Source organism: Flavobacterium cutihirudinis, assembly GCF_003385895.1.
Taxonomy (GTDB): Bacteria; Bacteroidota; Bacteroidia; order Flavobacteriales; family Flavobacteriaceae; genus Flavobacterium; species Flavobacterium cutihirudinis.
The window spans coordinates 178567-202995 of record NZ_QRDQ01000010.1 but is presented as its reverse complement, the minus strand read 5'-3'; the positions used below and the strand labels follow the sequence as shown (position 1 = coordinate 202995).

Annotated in this window: 19 protein-coding genes; 6 read left to right on the top strand and 13 right to left on the bottom strand. The window is 34.5% G+C overall.

The window, feature by feature from the left end; translation table 11 throughout:
* Positions 1–81: 81 nt before the first annotated feature.
* Positions 82–1296, bottom strand: coding sequence for a hybrid sensor histidine kinase/response regulator (locus tag BD847_RS15550; RefSeq protein ID WP_115889182.1), 1215 nt, complete (start codon positions 1294–1296; stop codon positions 82–84).
* 285 nt (positions 1297–1581) lie between these two features.
* Here BD847_RS15550 and BD847_RS15545 point away from each other — a divergent pair, with 285 nt between their 5' ends.
* On the top strand, positions 1582–2430 hold the full coding sequence (locus BD847_RS15545; RefSeq protein WP_115889181.1) for an SDR family oxidoreductase: 849 nt from the start codon (positions 1582–1584) through the stop codon (positions 2428–2430).
* Between the two features lie 18 nt (positions 2431–2448).
* Positions 2449–2712 (top strand): SemiSWEET family sugar transporter, encoded by a 264-nt coding sequence (locus BD847_RS15540; protein ID WP_115889180.1) that lies wholly within the window; start codon positions 2449–2451, stop codon positions 2710–2712.
* A 12-nt stretch (positions 2713–2724) separates the two neighbouring features.
* Here the strand turns inward: BD847_RS15540 and BD847_RS15535 are convergent, their stop codons facing one another.
* On the bottom strand, positions 2725–3201 hold the full coding sequence (locus BD847_RS15535; RefSeq protein ID WP_115889179.1) for a CinA family protein: 477 nt from the start codon (positions 3199–3201) through the stop codon (positions 2725–2727).
* A gap of 214 nt (positions 3202–3415) precedes the next feature.
* Here BD847_RS15535 and BD847_RS15530 point away from each other — a divergent pair, with 214 nt between their 5' ends.
* Genes BD847_RS15530 through BD847_RS15520 form a run of 3 tightly spaced genes read left to right on the top strand, consistent with a single transcriptional unit; the run spans position 3416 to position 4528 of the window.
* Positions 3416–3802 carry a hypothetical protein gene (locus BD847_RS15530; protein ID WP_115889178.1) on the top strand — a complete coding sequence of 129 codons (387 nt, stop codon included), beginning with the start codon at positions 3416–3418 and terminating at the stop codon, positions 3800–3802.
* A gap of 21 nt (positions 3803–3823) precedes the next feature.
* Positions 3824–4219: a hypothetical protein gene (locus BD847_RS15525; protein WP_115889177.1), complete on the top strand. Its 396-nt coding sequence runs from the start codon at positions 3824–3826 to the stop codon at positions 4217–4219.
* 33 nt (positions 4220–4252) lie between these two features.
* Complete coding sequence (locus BD847_RS15520; protein ID WP_115889176.1) at positions 4253–4528, top strand: PrgI family protein; 276 nt, start codon at positions 4253–4255, stop codon at positions 4526–4528.
* Between the two features lie 315 nt (positions 4529–4843).
* Here BD847_RS15520 and BD847_RS15515 read toward each other — a convergent pair whose 3' ends face one another.
* From BD847_RS15515 to BD847_RS15505, 3 genes are all read right to left on the bottom strand, one after another.
* Positions 4844–5218 (bottom strand): SpoIIAA family protein, encoded by a 375-nt coding sequence (locus tag BD847_RS15515; RefSeq protein ID WP_115889175.1) that lies wholly within the window; start codon positions 5216–5218, stop codon positions 4844–4846.
* 242 nt (positions 5219–5460) lie between these two features.
* On the bottom strand, positions 5461–5946 hold the full coding sequence (locus tag BD847_RS15510; protein WP_115889174.1) for a hypothetical protein: 486 nt from the start codon (positions 5944–5946) through the stop codon (positions 5461–5463).
* 32 nt (positions 5947–5978) lie between these two features.
* Positions 5979–6641: an outer membrane beta-barrel protein gene (locus tag BD847_RS15505; RefSeq protein WP_115889173.1), complete on the bottom strand. Its 663-nt coding sequence runs from the start codon at positions 6639–6641 to the stop codon at positions 5979–5981.
* 360 nt (positions 6642–7001) lie between these two features.
* Here BD847_RS15505 and BD847_RS15500 point away from each other — a divergent pair, with 360 nt between their 5' ends.
* Positions 7002–8324: a hypothetical protein gene (locus tag BD847_RS15500; RefSeq protein WP_115889172.1), complete on the top strand. Its 1323-nt coding sequence runs from the start codon at positions 7002–7004 to the stop codon at positions 8322–8324.
* 447 nt (positions 8325–8771) lie between these two features.
* Here the strand turns inward: BD847_RS15500 and BD847_RS15495 are convergent, their stop codons facing one another.
* The 8 genes from BD847_RS15495 to BD847_RS15460 form a co-directional block, all read right to left on the bottom strand.
* A complete protein-coding gene (locus BD847_RS15495; RefSeq protein ID WP_115889171.1) occupies positions 8772–10277 on the bottom strand; it encodes an aminotransferase class V-fold PLP-dependent enzyme in 1506 nt (501 codons plus the stop codon).
* A 12-nt stretch (positions 10278–10289) separates the two neighbouring features.
* Entirely contained in the window at positions 10290–12293 is a 2004-nt protein-coding gene (locus BD847_RS15490; protein WP_115889170.1) for a protein-disulfide reductase DsbD family protein, read from the bottom strand.
* Positions 12294–12539: 246 nt separating this feature from the next.
* Positions 12540–15332, bottom strand: coding sequence for a M16 family metallopeptidase (locus BD847_RS15485; RefSeq protein ID WP_115889169.1), 2793 nt, complete (start codon positions 15330–15332; stop codon positions 12540–12542).
* A 78-nt stretch (positions 15333–15410) separates the two neighbouring features.
* Positions 15411–16544 carry a TlpA disulfide reductase family protein gene (locus BD847_RS15480; RefSeq protein WP_115889168.1) on the bottom strand — a complete coding sequence of 378 codons (1134 nt, stop codon included), beginning with the start codon at positions 16542–16544 and terminating at the stop codon, positions 15411–15413.
* A 187-nt stretch (positions 16545–16731) separates the two neighbouring features.
* Positions 16732–17934, bottom strand: coding sequence for a TlpA disulfide reductase family protein (locus BD847_RS15475; protein ID WP_115889167.1), 1203 nt, complete (start codon positions 17932–17934; stop codon positions 16732–16734).
* Between the two features lie 68 nt (positions 17935–18002).
* Positions 18003–19409, bottom strand: a complete 1407-nt coding sequence (locus BD847_RS15470) for a RagB/SusD family nutrient uptake outer membrane protein (protein WP_115889166.1) — start codon at positions 19407–19409, stop codon at positions 18003–18005.
* A gap of 17 nt (positions 19410–19426) precedes the next feature.
* Positions 19427–23005, bottom strand: coding sequence for a SusC/RagA family TonB-linked outer membrane protein (locus tag BD847_RS15465; protein ID WP_115889165.1), 3579 nt, complete (start codon positions 23003–23005; stop codon positions 19427–19429).
* Between the two features lie 164 nt (positions 23006–23169).
* Positions 23170–24321, bottom strand: coding sequence for a FecR family protein (locus tag BD847_RS15460; RefSeq protein WP_115889164.1), 1152 nt, complete (start codon positions 24319–24321; stop codon positions 23170–23172).
* Positions 24322–24429 lie beyond the last annotated feature (108 nt).

Below are 24429 nucleotides of genomic sequence, written 5' to 3'. Positions count from 1 at the left end.
GTAAGCACCAACAAGGACACTAATGAACTGATTAGCAGATTTTTTTTAAAGTTATTCTTCATATATGATAATTGGCTAATGTTATTGGTATTTTAAAGGAAGAACTATGATAAAGCTTGCGCCTTTTCCTACTTCACTTTTAGCAGTAATTAATCCGTTGTGTTTTTCTATGATTTTTTTTGCGATAGCAAGTCCAATTCCGGTTCCTTCGTAGGTCTGACGATCGTTTAGACTTTGGAAAATAATAAAGATCCTGTCCAGATAAATCTCGTCAAAACCAATTCCGTTGTCTTTTACTATAATTCGGCAGAATTTCCCTTCCGGGGAAGCGGGACTGTCAAAAGATTTCTCGGAAATTAATTCTGATGAAATCTCGATTATTGGTGCTCCGTTTTGTCCCGAGAATTTAATGGCATTCCCAATAAGATTTTGAAAAACCTGTCGCAACTGACTCGGAATACTGTCAATTGTAGGAAGTTCTGAAGTTTTGACCGTTGCGTTTTTTCGGTCAATCAAATAATCAAAATCCGAAAGGACTTCTTGTAAAACGATATTTAAATCCGTTACTTCCGGTTTTACCTGCGCCGACAAACGAGAATATGCCAAAAGATCCGTAATCAAAGTTTGCATACGCTCAGCAGATTTGATAGTTCGGTCTACATAGTCTATCGCTTTATCATCGGCTTTCAAGTAGAGTTCTTTAATGATTTTTATAAAGATTTGAATTTTTCGGATTGGCTCATTCAAATCATGCGAAACTACCCAGGCAAACTGTTGCAGTTCGTGGTTTTTCATCTCAAGTTCTTCATTTTTTGCAACCAGTTCTTTCGTTCTTTCTGCAATTTTGATCTCGAGATTGTCCTGAGCTTCTTTTCTGATTTTAATTTCTTTCGAAAGCAAATCTTTAATACCTTTTAATTCATTTTGCTGTTCGTAAATCTTGATAAAAGTTTTCACTTTTAACATCAGCAAGTCCGTATCTACAGGTTTTGTAATATATTCTACAGCTCCACTTTCGTAGCCTTTAAAAATATATTTCTTTTCAATATTTAAAGCAGAAAGGAAAATGACAGGAATGTCCTTAGTACGTTTATTTCCCGAAAGGATTTTTACAACTTCAAAGCCATCGAGTCCCGGCATCTGAACATCCATTATTATAAGACAATAATTTGTCTTTAGTATTTTTCGGAGGGCTTCTTCACCAGATTCGGCAGTATCGACATCGATATTATGCAGTTCCAATGTTTTCTTTAAGGCAATAATATTTGCCTTTATATCGTCTACAATTAATACCATGTCTTAGTTAGGGGTAAAACGGGATGAATTAAGGTTTTTGAAATCATGTTTTATCTTTATACCTCAAATAAAAAGCATCTGATCCTACTTTTTACTATTATGGGCAAACCCTCAAATTTAGATAAAAATTTTTTTAATACTCTTTTACTCAAAAATAGATTCGTTACATAATTCCCATGTTTGGATTTAATTTTCTGCTTTAATTTTTTGCGATACTTTTTGATTTATTTCGGTTAATATGTAATTCTAATATTGCTGAACTTAGAATCTTTAAATAGCATTATTATGAAAAAAGTAATCACATTTCCAGAGCAAAAACAAGAACTTCCGGGTAATGAGTATAAGATGAATCCGGAACCGGAAATCATTAGAGAAAACTATACAGGCAGCGGAAAACTTTTAGGAAAAACAGCTTTTATAACAGGCGGAGACAGTGGTATTGGCCGAAGTGCTGCCGTACATTTTGCACGCGAAGGCGCTAATATTGCCATTGTCTATCTTAAAGAAAATAAAGATGCGCTTAAAACAAAAGAACTAATTGAAAAAGAAGGACAACAATGTCTCATTATTAGCGGTGATTTAACTGATGAAAAATTCTGCAAAAAAGCCGTTAAGGAATGTATTTCACTTTTTAGAACTATAAATGTGCTGGTGAATAATGCAGCCATACAATTTCCGCAAAATGAACTGGAAAAAATAACTTCAGCACAACTTCATAAAACATTCGAAACCAATATCTATCCTTTTTTTTATGTAACCAAAGCAGCGCTTCCGTATCTAAAAGAAGGTGACAGTATTATAAACACTAGTTCTGTAACTGCTTACCGCGGCAGCGAACATCTGGTTGATTATTCTAGTACTAAAGGCGCAATAGTAAGCTTTACCCGATCGCTTTCGACTATGCTGGCTAAAAGAAAAATACGAGTAAACGGTGTCGCCCCAGGTCCAATCTGGACGCCTTTGATTGTAGCGAGTTTTGATAAACTGAAAGATTTTGGAAAAGACAATCCTATAGGAAGAGCCGGACAACCATCTGAAGTTGCTCCTGCGTATGTTTTTCTAGCTTGCGAAGACAGTAGCTATATTACAGGACAGTTTATTCATATTAACGGTGGTGAACTTGTTGGAGGATAATAAAATTAAAAAAGTAACATGGATTTTACAGAAATTATAGGGTTATTGGCTGGAACTTGTGTTACAATTTCCGTAATTCCTCAGATTCTTAAAGTTTGGAAAACTAAAAAAGTAAGAGAAATTTCGCTTCGAACATTTAGCATTCTCACTTTCGGAATTTTTGTGTGGATTGTCTATGGAGTGTTGAAAAAGGATTTTCCGATTATTATCACCAATAGTATATCGCTTTTTCTGAATTTAATTATGGTCTATTTTCTACTTTATTATGAAAAGGAAAAATGACTTTGTTCGTCGTTAAATCTCTTTCAAAATTAAAGCTGCCACCGCATCAATGGCCTGATCGACGATACTTTCTGCATTGCCATTAAATTCATAACGTTTTGCGACTTGCTTCTTCTCAGGAAAAACAATATGTACAAAAATAGTTCCCACAGGTTTTGAAGAACTTTCACTTCCGCCCGGCGTCGTAAGTCCTGTTAAAGCCACGCAAATATCAGATTGCATATAGCGATGGAAATTTTGCGCCATAAGTTCCGTTACTGGCGCAGATTCTGCACTGTATTTTTCTATAGTTCCCCACGGAATTTGCAATAAATCTTCTTTCATCGAGACATGATAGCAAACCATTCCTCCTATTAAAACCCATCCCGAATTTAGAACAGTAGAAAACTCATAACACATTTTTCCTGCGGATGCGCTCTCTACAAATGTCACTGTTAAGTTTTTTTCGATTAAAGCCTGACAGCAGGCTGTAACTTTATCTGATGCCATAATCTCTCTTTTTATGATAATTACTCAAAATTACATGCAACTCTGTCTTTCGTTTTTATACAATTCAAAACAAATATTACATTCTGATTTACTGTTAATTATAGAACTCTCAATGGCATTTCTATAAGATAAAAAAAGAGGTTTGAATGTAGCTTTGTAAAACAAGCTTAAAGCAAAAAGCAAATAGTAATTAATTTTTTAAAATATAATAGCCATGGAAAATAGACACGACAAAGATTATGGTATTCACGACCCTGATTTTATAGACCAACAAACTCCTGCTGCTACCAACCCAAATTACGCTCCTGATGATGATCAATATCAATTTCAGGAAGAATTTATTGAAGATGACGAACATCCATCTCTTGATAGCACTAAAAATGAGTTTTTAAGAGCAGAAAATATTCCAGATAGAGAAAGAATTGTAAATGAAGATACCGGTATTACCAATGATGGTTATAAAGACGATCTTAATACAAATAACAATCCCGACGATTTGGATTATGAAAACGACCTGGAAAAAGATGGAGATCTTGATAATGATGAAGAATTGAGCGATTTTGACGCTGAACATTATCCTGAAAATCATCCAAGAGAATAAAAAATTATTTCTAACTTTATTATGGAAATAGGAACTCAGATTATTTGGCTACTATTACTGGCAATACCAATAGCCTGCATAAGCTGGACCGTAACGCATGAAGAAATCTTTAAAGAGCCACGCGAATGGTGTGTAAAACATTCACAAAATGACAGACATATTTGGTCACGAAAAGCTTTTTATCTTTTTACATGTGAATACTGTTTTAGTCATTATGTCACAATTGCCGCTTTACTGGTCACCGATTATAAACTTTTGTTAAATGATTGGAGAGGCTATTTTTTGGCGGGATTTTCGCTGGTATTTATCGCAAATGTTTACATGAGCCTTTTTGCACTGCTTCGTCAGGCCATAAAAAAAGAAAAAGTAGAAATAGAAAAAATAGAAAATCAAACCGATAGCGAGAAGCTGTCCTAAATACAAATACGTTTAATTAAAATTTTTATAATTATGGAAGATTTGAAATTCATAGACCCTCTTTTACATGGCATTAAACCGGAAACTAATACTTTATCTAATATTTCTGTAAAACACTTAGTATGCGCCGGATTGGGCTCATTACTTGCGGGTGCAGTTTTAAAGAAAACCGGTCACACCACAAGTGCTGCAATTGTTGGGAGTCTTGCAGTTCCATTATTGACTACAGCATGTTACAAACAAATAGCAAAATCGTATAAAGCAAAAAAAGAAAGTAATGACAGTAGTGGCATCGAATACAACCACTAAAAATCATTTCGCATTTCTGCTTAAATAGTAAAATTTAAAAAGCCACAAATTCCCGAATTTCCTCTGCACAAAGCAGATTATTATTCGTGAATTTGTGGCTTTAGTTTTTTTTAGAATATTGAAAGATGAAAAATGAAAAAAGAAAAAAGAAAAAAGAAAGAAGAAAGAAGAAAGAGAGAACAAAATTTAAATACAAGCCATAAAAAAACCACGGACTCATGAACTAATCTGTTTTAGAGAAAAAGAATTCGTGAATTCGTGGCTATTTTTGAGCTGTATTTTATTTTGCCTGAATTGAAATTATAAACCTAAAATTTAAGCCAGATTTATATTTCCTTCTACCCAATTTAAAGCTTTATTAAATGATTCTTTTTTAAAGCCTTTAAACTCTCCCGGAACTATAAAGCTAAAGCCATTTGTAAAAGAAATAATATCTTCTGAATCTGTAATGATTGCTGCTCTGTTCCATTTTCCAAGATGTTTTAATCCAAGTAATGCATCTTCGAGCCAGGCGCCGGCGGTAAAATTTTCGATATCGGTGTCCAAAACCAATAAAAAATTGATTTCATGCGTTTGTTTTACCAAGTGCTCAACCGCAGGTGTCACTACCGTTAGAAAGTCTTCTTTTGTTACTTCGGCCAATGCTCTAAAGGCTACTATATTATCTGTTGTATCAATTTGATGTATCATGATATTATTTATTTTGAATTGTTATTTACTAAGGTTATCATCGTTTCTAACTTTGATATTTGAATACGTAATCCAATCAAAAGTACCTACAGATTCGTATTCAAATCTTATATCATCGCATTGGAGTTTTATAAAATAACTATGTTTAAAATAATAAATTCCAAAACTGACTATTAAATCAGTTTTGGAAAATTATTCCTGACAAAAAGAAAATACATCATCTTGTCATTATTTATTTTTCTTTATTTACTAAGCTTTGACTTATCAATTTCGTCAATAAACGGAATTGAGTCCTGAATGCCGCTTCGAATTGCAACCTGAAGATATTGCTCCAATTGCACAAATTTTGCTGCATTTCGTCCGCCTATTGCTTTTTTTACTTTGCTGTATGTTTTAGACAATAGCTTTTCAGCATCAGCATTGGTTTTCAAATTAGCTTCAGTAAGTTCTGCTGCTTTGGCATCATCAAGTGTTGCATAATTCTCTGCGTAATCATTTAAAAGCTGAACTTTTCTTTGTCCAATTTCTTTTCGACTCACTTCATATTCATCATAAATTTTCTGAAATGCAGCAGTCTGCGCCTCATTCAAATTCATGTATTGTTTAACCAAATCGGTTTTTGATTTTCCGTAAATCGACTGAATAATGGCTACTTCATCTTTAAGGCTTGATTGCGCCAATGAAGGCAATGAAAGCAGTAGAATAAACAATAAAATTATTTTTTTCATATTACAATTTTTTGTTGGGGATATCTCTAAAACTATTTACTAAAGTCGTAGCTTAAAACAGCGCCAAGTCCAAACTGGAATGTTGATGCATAATCAGTTACAGCAATTGGTCCCCAATAGTAATCCCAATAGTAATCATATCCAACAGCAGCTGACATTGATTGTAAATACGCTTGAAGATTAATAGATAATGGTGAATTGGTTTTTACTTTCACACCCGCTTTGATTTCCCATGCAAAGTAAGTTCCGTTACCGCTCTGTGGTGATTCAAGAATCGCAACCCCTGCACCAGCTCCCAAGAATGGAAGTGCTTTTTGAGAACTTGATCCAAAATAATAGGTGTAATCTGCTAATATGTAATTCATAGCGCCTTTATCATTTCCAGCATTAAGCTGAGCACCCGCAGGATAAGAAGGAATACCTCCAGTGCCACCTACTGGAACTTTTGTATATAAAGGCATATGTGTATCCAGTCTGTTGTATTTTAATTCTATGGAAGCGTTATCCATTATAAAATATTCCAAACCTGCACCCCATTCAAAACCATCTTCTACACGTGCATATGAAGAATCGAAATCTACTTTGTCTGCAAAAGTGTAACCTCCATACACATTAAGCAAAAATGACTGAGCACTTTGTGCTGACATCGTCAGTGTGAAGAAAAAAACGGCAACTACTAAATGATACTTTTTCATAATTCTGGTTTTTTTAATTGGTTTAATTTTTTTAAAAGTTTGGACGAGTAAAAAAGAATTTCAACCCCATTTATTACGATAAATGTTCTTTTGCAGTAAATACCGCATTTTTTCATCTAACTATTTCGCTTATAAACGAATAGAAGAAATTCTTCTTTGCATCAAAATTATTCAAAATGCAAATTATTATAGATAAATTTGTAGGACTATTTGGTTTCAAATTACAATTTGAAACCAAAAAAACACTCAAAATTGAGGTTTCATATTTAAATTTCATTTGTTTGCCTTAAAAATGAACTTGGAATATTTTCTTTTTCCGCTCCAAAAAAAATGATTTTATTAACGTAAATCACTGCAATTATGGCCGAAACATATCAAGTAGTTACTAGCCTTTACGCTGATGTCTATAAAGCTATCGGAACAAATGGAAAACCAAAAGGGAAAAATAATACACTTCTGATGGGCTCTTTTGTCAAAATTCTGCCAGAAGTAATCAATAACTGGCAAAAAATTTTCGCTTTTGGAAAAGAAAGCTGGATCGACAAATCAAATATTGGTCTTTCGCCTTCGCTAAAATGCTTTTATGTGGATGTTGGTCAAGGCGATGGTGCTTTGATTGAAGCAGGAAATGATGAAAACGGCCTAAAAATAATTATTGATGGAGGCCCAAATGACAATTTAAGTCGTTATTTAAGCAAATGGCAATACAAATACTATTTCGATAAAAATCAAAAAGTACATTTGGATTACATTTTTATCAGCCATTTTGATAAAGACCATTATCAGGGTTTAATTGATATTATAAACGATGACCATTATACTATTGGAACCATTTTTCATAATGGAATTGCCAAATTCAATAATGAAAAAGTCAATTTTCCGAAAACAGAATACAATACAGAACTGGGCAAAAAGACAAAAATTAACTCGGAATATTATCTTGAAACCTCCTTTAATACTTTAGCCGAATTCAATGCTTTACAAGCAAAAGGCGGCATGCTCGATTTACAGGAAAAATTTCTAAATGCAGTCAACACCGCAACCAGTCAGGGACGTCTCGAAAACTTTAAACGTCTTGATCATACAAGTACAATAAATTCAAAAACCATAAACGGAAAAGACTTTAAAATTGATGTTTTAGGTCCTGTAACGTCTCAGATAAATAATAAACCGGCTTATAAATATTTTGATGATGAAGCGCATACCATCAACGGACATAGTATTGTATTGAAAATTTCTTATGGAAACCGTTCTTTTTTATTTGGAGGCGATTTGAATATTCCTGCAGAAGAACATTTGTTGGAGCATTACAATACCAACAATCCTTTTGAAGTCGATGTTGCCAAATCGTGTCATCATGGCGCTTCAGAGTTTACCACAGCTTTCATGAACAAAGTAAATCCGTATGCGACTGTAATTTCTTCGGGAGATAACGAAACGTATTCTCACCCGCGTGCAGATGCCATTGGCTGCGCCGGAAAATATACAAAATCAGAAAGGCCTTTAGTTTTTTCAACAGAACTGGCAAGATCGACAGCGGAAGGAAGTACGAGAGTAAAATACGGAATGATTAATTTAAGATGCGATGGCGACAATATCATCATGGCGCAAATGAAAGAAGCCGTAAGCAGCGGAAGTGTCTGGGATTTGTACGAACAAAGTTTCTTTAATCCAATTCTTTAAAATCATTACAAAAAAAAAAGTCTGCTTCGAAAAGCAGACTTCTATATAGATAACCCATTTTAGCAATATCGGCTGTTATGGCTACTGGCTGTTCGATTTTCATGTTTGGCTTATACATGCCGCCTTTGCTAAAAATGGGTTGTTTTTTATACTACCTTAGAAAATAACGCTTCTTTTATGGTTTTGGTATTCAAAACTGATATAAAATCGTTGTTTCAGGCAAAATTAGACGAAGTAAATTATGCTAAATAGCATTTGACCGTTTTACAAATCATTTGTTTTTAAAGCAAAACAACAATTCGACTAACGTCTAATTTGAAGCAGCAATGTTATCAATTAAAAAAGTAGTTTTCTTTAGCTTATTGTTATCGAATGATAATCATAACCGCATTTTTTAATGAAAAGACCTGATTTGAACAAATTCAATTCAGGTCATTTTTCGCTTTTTTATAAACTAAACCAACTTTGAACATCTTCTTGAATGGTTTCTTTTATAATAAGATTATCAAATTCATTAGTAACGGCGTTATATTGATACAATTTCTGCCACTCCTCAATATTTGAAACAATTAATTTAATGCTATTGCAAACCAATAAAAGTTCCTCATTTGTCATTGTTGGATGAATGGAAAGTCTGACCCAACCAGGCTTTTCAGTTAAATTTTGCTGAAGGATTCCGTTTGCTATTGCGGTTGATTTTTCTTCATCAATATTCAGCAGAAAATGAGCATACGTACTGGCACACGACCAGCCGCCACGAACCTGAATTCCGAAACGGTCATTCAATAATCTTACAATCAAATTGTAATGAATGTTTTCTATGGTGAATGAAACACAGCCAATTCTTTCTGATTCCAAATCTCCTAAAATCGTCAAACCTTCAATTTTTTGAAATTCCGAAAAACAAAGCGCCAAGAGTTCTTTTTCTCTCTTTTTTATGTTTTCAACTCCCATTTTATCTTTCAGTTCCAGACATAAAGCAGTTCGTATAACTTGAAGAAATCCTGGTGTTCCTCCGTCTTCCATTACCTCAATCGCGTCGCTGTAATGGTATTTTCCCCAAGGATTCGTACATTTTACATTTCCTCCACCGGGATTATCCGGAAAACTGGACTGATACAATTTTTCATTAAAAACCAAAATACCGCAAGTCCCAGGGCCTCCAAGAAATTTATGCGGAGAAAAGAAAATCGCGTCCAATTGTTCTTCAGGATTTTCAGGATGCATATCGATTTTGACATAAGGTGCCGAAGCCGCAAAATCAACAAAACAGTAACCGCCGTGCTGATGCATGATTTTGGCCATTTCATGATAAGGCGTGATAATTCCCGTTACGTTTGAACAAGCTGTAAATGAGCCTATTTTTAATCTTCTGTTGGCATATTTCTTAAGTTCTTCCGAAAGTATTTTCGGGTCAACCAAATTGTTTTCTCCGCAAGGCAAAACCACCACATCAGCAATTGTTTCGTACCACGGAACCTGATTGGAATGATGCTCCATATGCGTAATAAAAACAACCGGACGTTCGTCATCATAATGCAATTTTACATTGAGAATATTATCTACCGAACGCAAACCCATAATGCGTTGAAGTTTGTTTAAAGCCGCTGTCATTCCGGTTCCTGTTGCTACAAGACAATCCGAATCTGATGCATTTACATGCTCTTTTATTAATTGCCTTGCATGTTGATACGCGTATGTCGATGCTTTTCCGGTTTGACTGGAAAAAGAATGTGTATTGGCAATCATTGGCCCGATTTTACGAAGCATGATATCCTCAATAGGAAAATACAATCTTCCGCTTGCAATCCAGTCAGCGTATAGTAAATTTTGAGTTCCGTAAATTGATTCAAAACTATGATTAACACCAATTGTGTTTTCTCTGAATTCAGAAAAATGCTGTTCCAGTTTACCAGAATCTGTTTTCAAAATAGCATCCATTTCTTTTATCATTTAAAAGCTTGTTTATTTTTTGAATTTTTGAATTCCGCTTTGCAGCCAATTGTAATATTCTTGAATATCCGGATTGTATGCAGAAGGCTCAGCTAAATTTGTGCTGTTGTGATCTACAATTACATAAAAAGGCTGTGCGTTTGCTTTGTATGTTTTAATCTGTAAATCGCTCCATTTGTTCCCAATTGTTTTGATTTTTTTTCCGGTTGTTTCAGAAACGTATTGTTCGTTTTCAGGCAACTCTTTTTTATCATCCACATACAATGAAATCAAAACAACATCATTGTTCAAAACCCCCAAAACTTTCGAATCAGACCAAACCAGTTCTTCCATTTTTCTGCAGTTTACACAGGCGTATCCGGTAAAATCCAATAAAACTGGTTTTCCTACTTTCTTTGCATATTCCATTCCTTTAGTATAATCATGAAAAGTGATGATATTTTGAGGTCCGTGTTCTGCACCTTCAGGGAGTGAGCCTGTAATTTTTGCTTCAGCATTGCTCGAAACTCCAAGTCCGTTTGGTGATTCGCTGTATTGCATTGGAGGAGGAAATCCGCTGATTAATTTCAAAGGCGCGCCCCAAAGCCCGGGAATTAAATAAATTGTAAAAGTTAAAACCAAAAGTCCAAAACTCAATCTTCCAACCGAAATATGATTTAATGGAGAATCATGCGGCAAGGTAATTTTCCCAAATAAATAAAACGCCAAAGCTCCGAAAACTGCAATCCAGATCGCAAGGAAAACTTCTCTTTCCAACCAATGCAATTGTAAAACTAAATCGGCATTAGATAAAAATTTGAAGGCTAAAGCCAATTCCAAAAAGCCTAAAACCACTTTTACCGTATTCAGCCATCCACCCGATTTTGGTAAAGCATTCAACCAACCCGGAAAAGCGGCAAATAATGAAAACGGAAGCGCAATAGCTGTCGAGAAGCCCAGCATTCCTACGATTGGTGCAATTCCTCCTTTTGATGCCGCTTCAACCAATAAAGTTCCTACAATTGGTCCTGTACAAGAAAAGGAAACAATTGCCAAAGCCAAAGCCATGAAGAAAATCCCGATTAATCCGCCTCTATCGGCTTGTGAATCTACTTTATTCGCCAGCGCATTTGGTAACATAATTTCGAAAGCTCCCAAAAAGGAACAAGCAAAAACCACTAATAAAACAAAGAATATCAGGTTGAACCAAACATTTGTAGAAAGCGCATTCAAAGAATCGGCACCAAAAACTGCCGTTACAATGGAGCCCAATAAAACATAAATAATCACAATTGAGAAACCGTAAATCATTGCGTTTCTAATTCCCGCTGCTTTGGTTTTACTTTGTTTGGTAAAATAACTTACCGTCATTGGAATCATAGGAAAAACGCAAGGAGTCAATAAAGCCGCAAAACCTGATAAAAAAGCAATGATAAATATGCTCAACAATCCTCTTGATTCATTTTTCTTTGGAGAAGCGACTGTTGCATTTGACGCTGTTTGTTCTTGTTTTACAACTACATTTTCTTCTGAAATTGCAGAATCTTTAACGGCGACTGTTTCTTCGGCGGAAGCCAATTTAGGAGCATTCGGTATCTTAAAAGTCAATTCTTCAGAAGATGGCGGCAAACAATTACTGTCGTCACAAACCATAAATTCTACTTCACCGTCGATGTTCGAAATAACATCAGAAGTGAATTTTATTTTTTGTGTAAAAAGTGCTTTATCTTCAAAATATTTAATCTTCATATCGAAGATTTTATCCACAACTTCATTCCCTTTTTCTTCGGTTGTTTTTCCGATTAATTCGAAGTTTTTCTTTGCATTTTTAAAGGTAAAAGCTGTTCTCGACGGGCCGCCTTCTTCTATATATTGTCCGTACAAGTGCCAGCCAGACTGAATCACAGCCTGCGCTTTTAAAACATATTCTTTATCTGAAATTTTCTCTACAGAAGTAGTCCATTTTACCGGATTATACATTTGTCCAAATATGCTTCCGGAAAGCATTAAAAGGAATATTATGACAGTATTTTTCATTTTTTTGATTTGATATTTTATAAAAAAGAGCTGTCGGCAAACAGCTCTTTATAGCCTTTCAAAGAAATAATTAACTAATTCAATTCTAAAATAAAAATGATGAAAGACGATTATTGTTAGTGTTTTTTTAGTCGCAGTGTTCAGTCGCAGTTGTCGGTCGCAGTATTCAGGTTGCAACGAAATTGTAAACTGTGACTGTGACTGTAAACTGAGACTGTGACTGTGACTGTAAACTGCGACTGAAAACTACTTCAAAGGATTTCCGTTTTTATCCAGAGAACCTGCTTTGATGATGATCATTTTATCCAATTGAATGTATTTCTTGATTGCATCGTTTACTTGTTGCAACGTTGCTTTCTGAATATCGTTTGGATATTGTTCGATATAATTTGGCTCTAAACCTCTTTCTATAAAGCCTAAAATAGTTCTTGCCATTCCGTTTGTCGTTGACATTCCTACTTTAAAACTTCCAATCAAGTTGGTTTTCTTGTTTTCTAATTCGGTAGCAGTGATTCCATTTTTTACCCATTTATCAACCTGAACCATTGTCGCATCAAGACCTTTTTGAAACAATTCCGGGTTAAAAGAAGCATTTACAAACCAATAACCACCAGTTTGAATATTTCCGCCTAAGCCCGAAGAAATATTATACGTCAAACCATCTTCGTCACGAACCGTTTGCATCAAACGTCCAGCAAAACCAGCACCTAAAGTATAATTACCAATATAAAACGGAATGTAATCGGCATCGGTTCTTTTTAGACCTGTATATTGCCCTACATATAATTCTGCACTTGGTTTTTCAGCAATGGTCACAACTTCTGTTTTTGCAGCTACTTTTGCAGCTTCATCAAATTTTAGATTTTCGACAACACCGCCATTCCAATTTTTGAATGATTTCTTTAATGAAGTTCCTAAGTTTGCACCATCAGTATCTCCAACAATTACCAATCGCATAGATGCCGGACCGAAATATTTTTTATGAAATGCCTTCACTTCATCAAGCGTTGCATTTTTAATATTTTGAATGTCAGCCTCAACACTTAAACTATAATTTGGATTTGTTTTTGGATAAATCGCCTGCGCTAAAGCAATATCGCCTCTTTCGCCCGGATCGTTCAAATTTTGCTGTGTGTTTCCAATAAACTGTTGTTTTAAATTTTCAAATTCTTTTGCATCAAACAAAGGATTTCTAAGTTCTTCAGCCAATAAAGTCACCACCTGATCCAAATCTTTTTTCAGACATTTAAATCCGATATTTACTTTGAAAGGAGATGCATTTACGCTAAGATTTACTCCTAATTTCTGAAGCTTTTCAGAAAACTTAAACTTATCATTTAACGTCGTTCCTTTTGATAACATAGATGCTGTTAATGCCGGAATCATAGTGTTTTTACTTTCGCTTGCGTAGTTTCCTAAAGAAATACTTGCGGCAACGGTCACAAAATCTTTAGCAGAAGTTTTTACAGAAACCACATCAATTCCAGCGATTTTTTCTCTTTTATAAGCAGAACCTGATTTTTCTATTGCATTTTCTTCCAAAGAAACTTCTGAAGCATTTTTCAATTCTGAAAATGAAATTTCTGAAGAAGATTTATCATGTCCATGTTCATCTTCAGGATGTCTGTAATAAAACGGTCCATTTTCTGGAATAAAATGATTAGCCTGAGCTGTATCTTGCTCCTGAGAACCCGATTGCTTCGGAATAAAATATCCTGTTGTACTTTGGTCTTCAATCAAATATTTTTGTGCAACTCTTAAAACATCGGCTGGCGTTACTTTCTTCAATCGGTCAATACCGGTAACAAAATCCGTCCAGTCTCCAGATGCAATAGCTTCATTCAATTCAGATGCAATAACACCAGATCCGTCGCGAGCCAAAATAGTCTGAGCGCTAACTTTTGCTACAACACGATTTACTTCGTCCTGCGTTACACCTTCTTTTTGAATTTTAGCAACCACTTCACTAATTTTTGCATCAATATCTTCGTGTTTTGATGTCATTGGAAAACCAACTCCAATTGTGAAAAGACCAACTTCTTTAAAGTTTGTTGCACTTGCATAAGCGTAAATTCCCATACGGCTGTCAACAAATGTTTTGTTCAAAATCGCAGATGGACCCGCTCCGATAATTTCACCCAAAATGTTCAATGCCGGAAGATCTTCGTGCAAGGCACCCGGAATTTTATATGCCTTATTAATAACGCCCAATTCTCCTGGCTTTCTTACTACAATTTTGCGAGCACCATATTGTTCTGGCTCTTCTGTATAAGGTTGTGGCATTACGTTTGGCGCTTTTGTAATTTTCCCGAAATACTTTTCGATTAATCCAAAAACGTTCTCTTTTCTGAAATCACCAATAATGGTCAAAGTCGCGTTATCCGGCCAATAATAGGTATTGTAAAAATTACGCAAAACTTCAATTGGCGCTTTCTCAATATCCGATTTCCAGCCAATTGTTGAATGATGATAAGGATGCGCAATATAAGCCGCTGCCCAGATTTCTTTATCCAATAAACTGTTTGGATCATTTTCGCCGCGCTCAAATTCATTACGTACAACAGTCATCTCCGCCTCTTTATCTTCTTTTAATAATAAAGAATTACGCATTCTGTCGGCTTCGATTTGAATCGCCAATTCGATTTTGTCGCTAGGAAGCGTTTCAAAATAATTGGTACGATCGTACCAGGTTGTCGCATTCAATTGTGCACCCGTATTCTGCAAAACATCTGTAATCGTATTTCCGTTTTTCTTATTGAAACTTGGCGTTCCTTTAAACATTAAATGTTCTAATAAGTGCGTTGATCCAGTATTTCCTAAAACTTCATGTTTAGAACCTACGCGATATACAATTTGCACGGTTGCAACCGGTGAAGCATTGTCCTGCAAAAGCAAAATATTCATTCCGTTTGGCTGGTATAAATATTCTTCAATTCCACCTAACTCTTTTATTTTCTTAAAGTTAACCGAATTATTCTGCGCTGAAATTAGGGTGCAGAAAGCTAGTGAGCAATAGCCCAGAAAGATGTATTTTTTCATTTGTGTGTGATTTTTTGTTAGTTTTCAGTCTCAGTTTTCAGTTTTCAGTGAGACTGAAAACTGAGACTAAATACTGATTTATGATTTGCTGAAGATTTCTTTCAGTTTAGATTGTAATTCTGCTTCTCTTAAGTTTTTAGCAACAATCTTTCCATCAGGTCCAATTAAGTAGTTTGTTGGAACCATTTTTACTCCGTATAAAACGGCAGCTTCATTTTTCCATCCTTTTAAGTCTGAAACGTGAGTCCATGTTAAGCCATCTTTTTCGATTGCTTTTTCCCAAAGATTTTTCTTGTCATCTAAAGAAACGCCCAAAACCTCAAATCCTTTATCATGATATGTTTTGTAAGCCACAACAACATTTGGGTTTTCTTTACGACAAGGTCCGCACCAACTTGCCCAGAAGTCAACCAAAACATATTTTCCTTTGTAATCTGATAATTTTACTGTTTTTCCATTTACATCCGTTTGAGAAAACTCCAACGCAGGCGCTCCAATTGCTGTTTTATCATTAAGATCGATTGTAGCTTTTAATCTTTTTCCGTAGAATGTTTTTTGGATTTCCGGAGATAATATTGCGTAATATTCTTTTACTTTTTCAGGAGTTCCGTACGAAACAATTCGGTCTTCGATAACCAATGCACCACCTAAATTGTCTTTGTTTTTTCTGATAAATTTATCTGTCAAATCATCCGCAAATGCGCCAAGATCTTTCCATTTTTTATCCATCATTGCTTTTTGATCAGCAGTTAATTCTACTTTTCCACCTTTCGTTAAAGAATCAGATAATTTATAAACCGGACCTGCAACACCTTGTATTTTCTTGAACTCATTTTCATAATACGATTTGTAAAAAGCATTTTGAGTTGCTCCTGTAATTTTTCCATTAAAAACAGAATCTTTTTTAGCATCTAATTTGATTTCTTCATTATCTAAAAGAAAATACGCTCCGTATTCTTGTCCTTTAATTTTAATCGTATGAAATAAAGGCTCTGCAACTTTACCGTTGAAAGTAAAAACACCATCTTTTACTTCAGCAGAATCAATGATTTTTTTATCTCCTTTTTCATCTGCATATTCCAGATAAACGGTTCCTTTGTCTAATCCGGCAATATTTCCGTTGATTGTATATCCTTCTTTCTTTGAGCAAGAAGTAACTGTGGCCGCAAGCGCTAAGGCAAGCAAACCTGATTTTAAAATGGTACTTTTCATGTGATATTTTTTTTATTATTTAATTACGATGGTTTTTTTTTAGTTTTCAGTCTTTTGTAGCTTTCAGTCGCAGTCGCAGTTTTCAGCTTCTAACTACAGTAACTATGCAAACTGAGACTGAGACTGAGACTGAGACTGAGACTGAAAACTGAGACTGAAAACTGAGACTGAAAACTGAGACTAAAATCTATGATTTCAAAAGTTCTTTAAGTTTAGCTTCCAATTCCGCACCTCTTAAATTGTCGCCGATAATTACACCTTTACTATCCACTAAATAAGTTGCCGGAATTGTTTTTACATTAAACGATTTGCTCACTTTATCATCATCCAAAAGATTGTGCCATTGCATGTTTTCTTGCGCTAATGCTTTTTGCCATGCTTTCTCATCTTTATCAATTGAAATGCTTAAGATTTCGAATCCTTTAGCTCCATATTCTGCGTAAGCCGTTTTTAGGTTTGGAATTTCTTTTCGGCATGGACCGCACCAAGAAGCCCAAAAATCAACCAAAATATATTTTTTACCTGCTACGATGTCTTTTACATTATAGGCTTTTCCGTTTTTATCTTTCAAACCAAAATTAGCTACACTTGTCCCTATTAATGATTTCGGGTTTAAGTCTTTATCTACAACTTGTCCGTAGTAACTTTTCTTCGCAGTTTCAGAGAATTGCTCATAAATTGGCTTTTGTTCTGGAGTAAAATAGCTGTATGAAATCATCATAAAAAATGGTCCCCACCAAGTTGCTTTATGCTTTGCAATCAGATCTTTTGATGATTTTTCTACTTTCGTAAAAAATGCTTTTTCATCAGCTTCAAATTTTTTCCAAACTGCAAGCTTTTGAAGTGAATCTGACACTTTTGTGTTTTTATCACGATTTGCAGCACCAATTAATTTGCTTAACTCATCTGAATCTTTTGTATGATATGCCTCATAATCTTTATCAAGTTCATCTCTAAAAGCAGTTTCTTTTTTGTAATAATCATGCGATTTAGAACCTGAAACCACTATATCCTTAAAAGAAATCCATTCTCCTTCTTCTTTAGAAACACTTCCAGATGCTGTAATTTTTATTTTAGTATTTTCAACCATTACTGGAATATTTCCTTTGCTTTTTCCAAACATTACATAGAAAAAACGAGGTTCTTTTAATTTTCCTGTGAAAGTAAATTTTCCGTCTTTTAGGGTTGTTTCCGCAACCGGTAATTCAGAAGAATGTGTAGCGCCCGGAACCAATTGAACCGTTGTAGCATCAGCCAAACCAGTTATATTTCCTTCAATTGTATAGGAAGCCGGAGCAACTGCTGTTTTTTTCTTTTGTGCCTGAATGTTGGTAGAAACCAGAAACAAACAAGTGCACAATCCTAAAATTTTATATTTAATTGTGTTCATTTTTTAATTGATGTTTTTAGATTAAACTTCCCTTTCGGAGATTCCTAATCAGGAAGTTTTTTAGGTTATTATTTTGCTACGTTTTGCGTTATCGTTCCGTTTCCTGGATTTTTTGTCGCTCCCTGAGGGAATGTCATTGTCCATAAATGAGATTCTGATGATAAATTGTAGTTTGTTCCATCAGCCGTTTTAGATAAACTGAATTTATAAACACCTTCAGCATTTAAACGACGTGCATCTGTAAACGGAATTAGCGTCAAGATAAGCTCATTGTATTTCGTTTTAAAAATAGCATTCAGAGCAGTTGTTTTATCTGCAGTCGCAATATCCTGATATGAAGCCGGAAGAATACGTGTTTTACGCACTGCATTCAATAAATCTAATGCTTCGCTTATTTGACCAGCTCTGGCAAGACATTCTGCTTTAATCAAATACACTTCAACTGTTGTGATTCCTCCATAATTAAACATTCCTGACAATGTTCTTCTGTAATACGTTTCTGCTCCAACTGTTCTGATTTTCCAACGTGATTTAAAACGAACATCACCCGTTTCAAAACGTTGCGCGCGCTCTACCGGAATACTATATTCTGTAGATAAATAAGTTCTTTCACCATGACGGAATGTGTAATTCTCAACATAATCATATCCCATTGGAGATGGCGTATTTGTATAAGAATTAGGAATGTCGATGACAGCTTTGTTGTTATTGTAATATGCAACCCAATCGTATAGTTTATTGTTTTCGGCTAAAGCCAAATCAGCATACTTCAACGCTTCTGTATAATTATTCATTTGCAAATAAACGCGAGAATAAAAAGCATAACCAGCGCCTAAATTAGGATGTAACGGCGTTTGAGAAACTTTTGGTAAATAAGGCAAAGCGTCTTTTACATCAGTCAAAATAAAATCATACATTTCCTGAATCGTTACCTGTTTGCTTGGTGCATTAATATCTGCACTTGTAATCAAAGGCACTGATAATTTTGTTGAAGCTGTAGATGCTACGTACGTATCTGCATAAAAATTAGCCAAATTATAATACGACATGGCACGCAAAATTTTTGCTTCTGCCCAAATCACTCTTTTTTGTTCTTCGGTAGCTTCTGTCGTTGTCAAAGCATTTGCAATAATCAAATTAAAGGTTGAAATACCTGCATATTGTCCATAATAAGTACGTTCATCTGCCTGATTTAATTGGATACGATCAGCAGTTTCATCCCACATATAATTGGCTTTTGTTAAACGCTGAGCTGCCAGAGTAGCAATATCGATAAACTTATCGTTAATCAACGTTGAAGCTTGTGCAATATCTACACTTTGGTTAGTATATTCATCACGAATAAAAGCTTCATAGTCTGCCAATGTTGTTGGAATTTTAGATCCTTTTGGCGCATCATCCAAGTAATCGTTGCACGATGCAAAAGTCAATCCTAATGTTAATACGCACAGTGTCTTTATATATATATTTTTCATATTGATGTCTTTTTAAATTAGAAATTAATGTTTACACCAAAAACTAAACTTGGAGATTGAAAGCCATTTAAAAGATATTTAGCATCTCTGCTTTTGGCTACAGTAAAAACATTTTCAGCATTCAGATTAAAGCGAACATCTTGCAATTTCACTCTTTTTACAACTTCTTTTGGCATTTGATAAGCAAACGAAACATTGCTTAATCTAATGTTTGAGGCATCAAGAATATTGATATCTGCGTAACGGTAAATATCATAAGAATCTGAAGTATAATCGGCTTCGTATTCGTATACAGCGCGAGGAATATTTGTAAATGCTTCATCACCCGGTTTTTGCCAACGGTTTACAATATCTTTATTTACAGTAGTGATATCAGTTACATAACTACCTACTGCTGGCGAATAATTATTCTGTAACATTGGTAAAAATGTATTTCTGATTTTATGTCCTAACTCATAAATGAAAAGTGCCGAAAGTGAGAAATTTTTATAGTTTACCGATGTATGAAATGAGCCGCTATGTGTTGGTACAGTCGAACCATAATCATTAATTGCATCTAAGTCAGCCGGATTGTAGATAACTTTTTCACCCGCTGCATTATAAACCTGTGGTAAACCTTTATCACTTAAACCTGCCCATTTGTAACCATATATAGTATTGTAATTGTTACCCACTCTAGGATAAGCATCTGGATAATCTAACTGTAGAAAATATACCGGAGCTTCAACATTTACATATTCGACTTTATTTTGGTTATAAGCATATAAAACTGCTGCATTCCAAGAAAATGAAGGCGTTTTTACGATTGTTCCGTTTAAACTTGCTTCAAAACCTTTATTGGTCATTTCTCCATTATTCAGTCTGTAAGTAGAATAACCCCAGCCTTCTGTTGGAATTCCGTTACTGTTTGCTAATAAATCTTGACCTTTTTTATTGTAAACATCAAAAGTTCCGCCTAATCTGTTGTTAAAGAATGAAAAATCCAAACCTATATTAGTTGTCGTTGTTTTTTCCCACGATAATTCCGGATTTGGTCTTGAATTAACATATCCCTGATTTCCACCAACATTTGGATTGGCATAATAACTCGCTGTTAAATAAGGTGCAGAATCTTTGGCAACATTTCCTCCAATACCATATGACGCACGAATTTTAAGTGAATTAACCCAGTCTGCACTAAAAAATGATTCTTTATCAATATTCCAAGCTGCTCCTGTAGACCAAGTTGGTTTATTCTGGTATTTATTGTCTGTACCCCAAAGATTAGAGCGATCCCAACGTAAACTTCCAGTTAATGAATATCTTTTATCATAAGTATAACCACCAGTTGCATAAAAAGAAACATAACGGTTCACCAATTCACGATTTGCAGAGAAATTATTTAGATTCATAGAACCTCCAAAAATAGATCCGTAAACTTTTAGCAAATCAGCCTGATTTACTGGCGTATATGATAAAGTTTGATCATCCCAACCGTAACGAGTGTTATCGCCGTATTCTACTTTCGAATGACGAATTTCCATACCAGCAATTGCCGTTACATCATGTACATTGTTAAAAGTCTCATCAAAATTTAACTGCTGACGGAAATTGTAAGCATTAGTAAATTGATTGGTCTCTTTTAAAACATCTCCGTAAGGCAAATTATAAACCGCAGTATTTTCAGGAGAAATAGTTACCATACCGTTTACTAAACTACGAACATAATATGATTCTTTATCGCTTAATAAACTACTACGATCTGCAGTATATTCATACTGGAACATTGCATTATAAGTTAGCGCCTTACTGAATTTTACATTAAATTTTGCAAAAGTTCTGTTCAGGATGCTTTTTGTTTCAACAACATTTCTTCCAAACTCATCCATTGGTGTTATATCCATGCTGTAAAGACCATAATCTTTCATGGACTGAAGCGTAAAATTGTCGTATCGAGATGCAGCAGTAGAAGTGAAATTAGTACCATCGTCATTAATCAACTGATTATACATTTGATACTTAAAGTCTTGCTGAGTCACTGCATTGTAAGTTTGTGTATTACTTTTTCCGTAATTCACATAAGTTCCCAAATCTAAAGACAACCAGCTTGTAATATCTGTTGAATTCTTCAAATTCAATCCAAGAGATTGATTATCTGAATATTTATCTTCAAACTTATTTCCTTTGTAAGTCAGCGAGGCGTTGAAAGTATTTGATTCTGTTGCTTTTCCTAAACTTACGTTGTGCTGAATAAAATATTGATCACGTTTCGCATATTTTGCTACATCATTATAATATCTGTATCCTTGCGACCCAAGTCTATCAAGACGGCTATTCATTTCTGCCATGGAAGTATTTCCGGCATAACCATTTAAAATAGTCTGCATACCCTGACTTTTAAATGCTGCATTGTCTAGTAATGATTGTGCATAAGCACTTGCACCAGCATCCTTTAAATTAGGATTTGCATTTGCCCATCCTCTTTCTAAATCAATAATATCACCTGCATCTGTTAGATTTCCAGTATAATTTCTATATGGAGTAACTGTTAAATTGCTCGAAAATGAAATATTAGTTTGTCCTGACTTCGCTTTTTTAGTTGTAATTACAACTACTCCGTTTGCTGCACGCGCACCATAAATAGACGATGCTGCTGCGTCTTTAAGAACCGTAATAGTCTCAATATCTTCTAAGTTTAAGTTTGGAAGATTTTCTTCTAAACCAAAATACTGATTGAATTTTGTGTTTTCAATTGGGAAACCGTCGATAACATAAAGTGGAGTCGTTAAACCATTCATAGAAGTCGTTCCACGAATTTTTCCGTCTTGATAACCTACAATTCTTCCTTCTAATATCTTATCCAAACTGCTTAATCGTTGCTCTTGGAAATCTTTTGCTTTTAAGTTTGAAAAAGATCCCGTTGCTTTATCAGCCGAAATATTCTGGTAACCTGTCGTTAAAACAATCTCGCCCAATTCTAGTGTATCTTCCTTCAAGACAACATTGATTACACTTTTCCCTTCCACTTTAATCTCTTGTCTTATATATCCTAAATAAGAAAAAGCTAAAGTAGTCTGGCTGTTCACTGCAATGATTTGATATTCACCATTAAAGTCGGTATTTACACCTCTTCCAGATCCATTATCGGCTACAGCTGCGCCTACTAAAGGCATACCTTTTTCATCGGTTACTCTACCTTTTACGATAAAATCCTGTTCTACTTTTTTAGTTACAACCGGAGTTTCCGGTGCTTCTTTTCTTGGTGTCAGGATAATATGTTTTCCTGATACCTTAAAATCTGTACTCGAGTTGCTGAAAATTTTATTTAAGATAACATCGATAGAAGCATCATTTGCATTCACATCAATCGTTCTGGAAAGATCAACAGATCGTACATTGTAGACAAAACGATAATCTGTAGTGTATTCTAATCTTTCAATAACTTTTGCAACAGTCATATTAGTGACATTAAAAGAAATTTTAGATTTTTGAGAATACGACGTTCCGCCGTGCATTATAGTTAAGGCAGTAAGTAAAAATAATGTGGTCAGTTTCATTTTCAAATCAAATTTCAAAAAAGGCTTATCAAACCTGATTCTGTTCAAGAGTTTTTTCATACTTTTAAAATGTTTTTTAATGTTGGTTGGTTAATTAACTGATCGCATTTACTCTACCGGGAAATGTTGGCGCATTTTCCGGTTTTTTTATATAAATAGCGATCCTTTCATTTTTGAGTTTTTTACATAGGCGCTTTTTTAATTGTGAATTATAAATTGTTAATTTACTTTATCGTAATTCTATCTTTGTCAATCTGATAATCAATTGCGTAGCTGTCGCTGAAATATTTCAGTACTACTTCAATAGGTTCATTATCAAAACGGGCATTAAAAATCTCTTTTCCTAATGTTTTGTTTTTGTTGATGAATGTCACATTGTACTGACGTTCCAGTTTTTTAATGATATTATCAAAAGAAGCATTTTTAAACACTAGACTTCCTGTTACCCAAGCCGTATAATAATCTGTATTTACCTGTTCTGTTGTTATCGTGTTCTGTCCTTTCAGTGTCGAACCTTTTAACCCCGGAGTCAGGAAAACCTGATTCTGATTTGTTTTTTTCTCTTTATAAAGCGAAACTTTACCTTCAACCAAAACAATATCACTGCTTATATTATCTGTATACGTATCTACGTTAAACTTAGTTCCTAAAACTTCAACATTAACTTCCTGTGTATTTACTGTAAACGGATGTTTTTTATCTTTACTCACCTCAAAAAAAGCTTCTCCGGTTAAAAAAACCTGTCTATTTTGGTTTTTCACAAACTGAACCGGATAGCGCAACGACGTTCCTGCGTTCAGGTGAACAATAGTACCATCTGACAATTGCACTTCAAATTTTCTTCCGTATGGAATTTTTAATGTATTGTAAACCAATTTTCCATTGGCAAGTGTTTTGTTGTAAACCAATCTGTTTTTTTCCTGTTTTCCAATGATGTTTCCGTCTTTATCGGTTACATTCTTTGCGTCAGTAGGATCGATTATTTCTGTACCACCATTTCCAAGATCTAAAACAATTTCATCTACTCTTGGCACAATAACGTTGGACGCCGCTTGATTTGAATTCCAAGTTTTGTAAAAATACATAGCGCCAATAGCAACAACCAATATTGCGGCATATTTATAATAAGAAGAAAATCTTCTTTTATAAAACACATTATTTTCCTTTTGAATTCGTTCTGAAAGTTGTTTTCTTACTTCAGTAGAATCAAAAGTATTCAGGGCAGAATCTATTGCGTAATTGGTTTTTATAAAATCCTTAAACACTTTTTGATTCTCTTCTTCCTTCAACCATTCGGTCAGCAATTCAATTTCTTCCTGACTGGCCTGATTGGTTATAAATTTGACGATTAAACGTTCTGACTTTTTGATTGTCATTTTACTCTTTTTTAATATTATTACGAAGCTAAAAAACAAAACCCTAACAATTTGATAAAGTTTTTTTCATTTTGATGATTTTTATCTTTTTTACAAGTCTTTTCTTTC

Coding starts and splice junctions, on each gene's coding strand:
- BD847_RS15550 (WP_115889182.1), bottom strand. CDS start 1,296: ATGGTATTAATTGTAGACGATATAAAGGCAAATATTATTGCCTTAAAG.
- BD847_RS15545 (WP_115889181.1), top strand. CDS start 1,582: ATGAAAAAAGTAATCACATTTCCAGAGCAAAAACAAGAACTTCCGGGT.
- BD847_RS15540 (WP_115889180.1), top strand. CDS start 2,449: ATGGATTTTACAGAAATTATAGGGTTATTGGCTGGAACTTGTGTTACA.
- BD847_RS15535 (WP_115889179.1), bottom strand. CDS start 3,201: ATGGCATCAGATAAAGTTACAGCCTGCTGTCAGGCTTTAATCGAAAAA.
- BD847_RS15530 (WP_115889178.1), top strand. CDS start 3,416: ATGGAAAATAGACACGACAAAGATTATGGTATTCACGACCCTGATTTT.
- BD847_RS15525 (WP_115889177.1), top strand. CDS start 3,824: ATGGAAATAGGAACTCAGATTATTTGGCTACTATTACTGGCAATACCA.
- BD847_RS15520 (WP_115889176.1), top strand. CDS start 4,253: ATGGAAGATTTGAAATTCATAGACCCTCTTTTACATGGCATTAAACCG.
- BD847_RS15515 (WP_115889175.1), bottom strand. CDS start 5,218: ATGATACATCAAATTGATACAACAGATAATATAGTAGCCTTTAGAGCA.
- BD847_RS15510 (WP_115889174.1), bottom strand. CDS start 5,946: ATGAAAAAAATAATTTTATTGTTTATTCTACTGCTTTCATTGCCTTCA.
- BD847_RS15505 (WP_115889173.1), bottom strand. CDS start 6,641: ATGAAAAAGTATCATTTAGTAGTTGCCGTTTTTTTCTTCACACTGACG.
- BD847_RS15500 (WP_115889172.1), top strand. CDS start 7,002: ATGGCCGAAACATATCAAGTAGTTACTAGCCTTTACGCTGATGTCTAT.
- BD847_RS15495 (WP_115889171.1), bottom strand. CDS start 10,277: ATGATAAAAGAAATGGATGCTATTTTGAAAACAGATTCTGGTAAACTG.
- BD847_RS15490 (WP_115889170.1), bottom strand. CDS start 12,293: ATGAAAAATACTGTCATAATATTCCTTTTAATGCTTTCCGGAAGCATA.
- BD847_RS15485 (WP_115889169.1), bottom strand. CDS start 15,332: ATGAAAAAATACATCTTTCTGGGCTATTGCTCACTAGCTTTCTGCACC.
- BD847_RS15480 (WP_115889168.1), bottom strand. CDS start 16,544: ATGAAAAGTACCATTTTAAAATCAGGTTTGCTTGCCTTAGCGCTTGCG.
- BD847_RS15475 (WP_115889167.1), bottom strand. CDS start 17,934: ATGAACACAATTAAATATAAAATTTTAGGATTGTGCACTTGTTTGTTT.
- BD847_RS15470 (WP_115889166.1), bottom strand. CDS start 19,409: ATGAAAAATATATATATAAAGACACTGTGCGTATTAACATTAGGATTG.
- BD847_RS15465 (WP_115889165.1), bottom strand. CDS start 23,005: ATGAAAAAACTCTTGAACAGAATCAGGTTTGATAAGCCTTTTTTGAAA.
- BD847_RS15460 (WP_115889164.1), bottom strand. CDS start 24,321: ATGACAATCAAAAAGTCAGAACGTTTAATCGTCAAATTTATAACCAAT.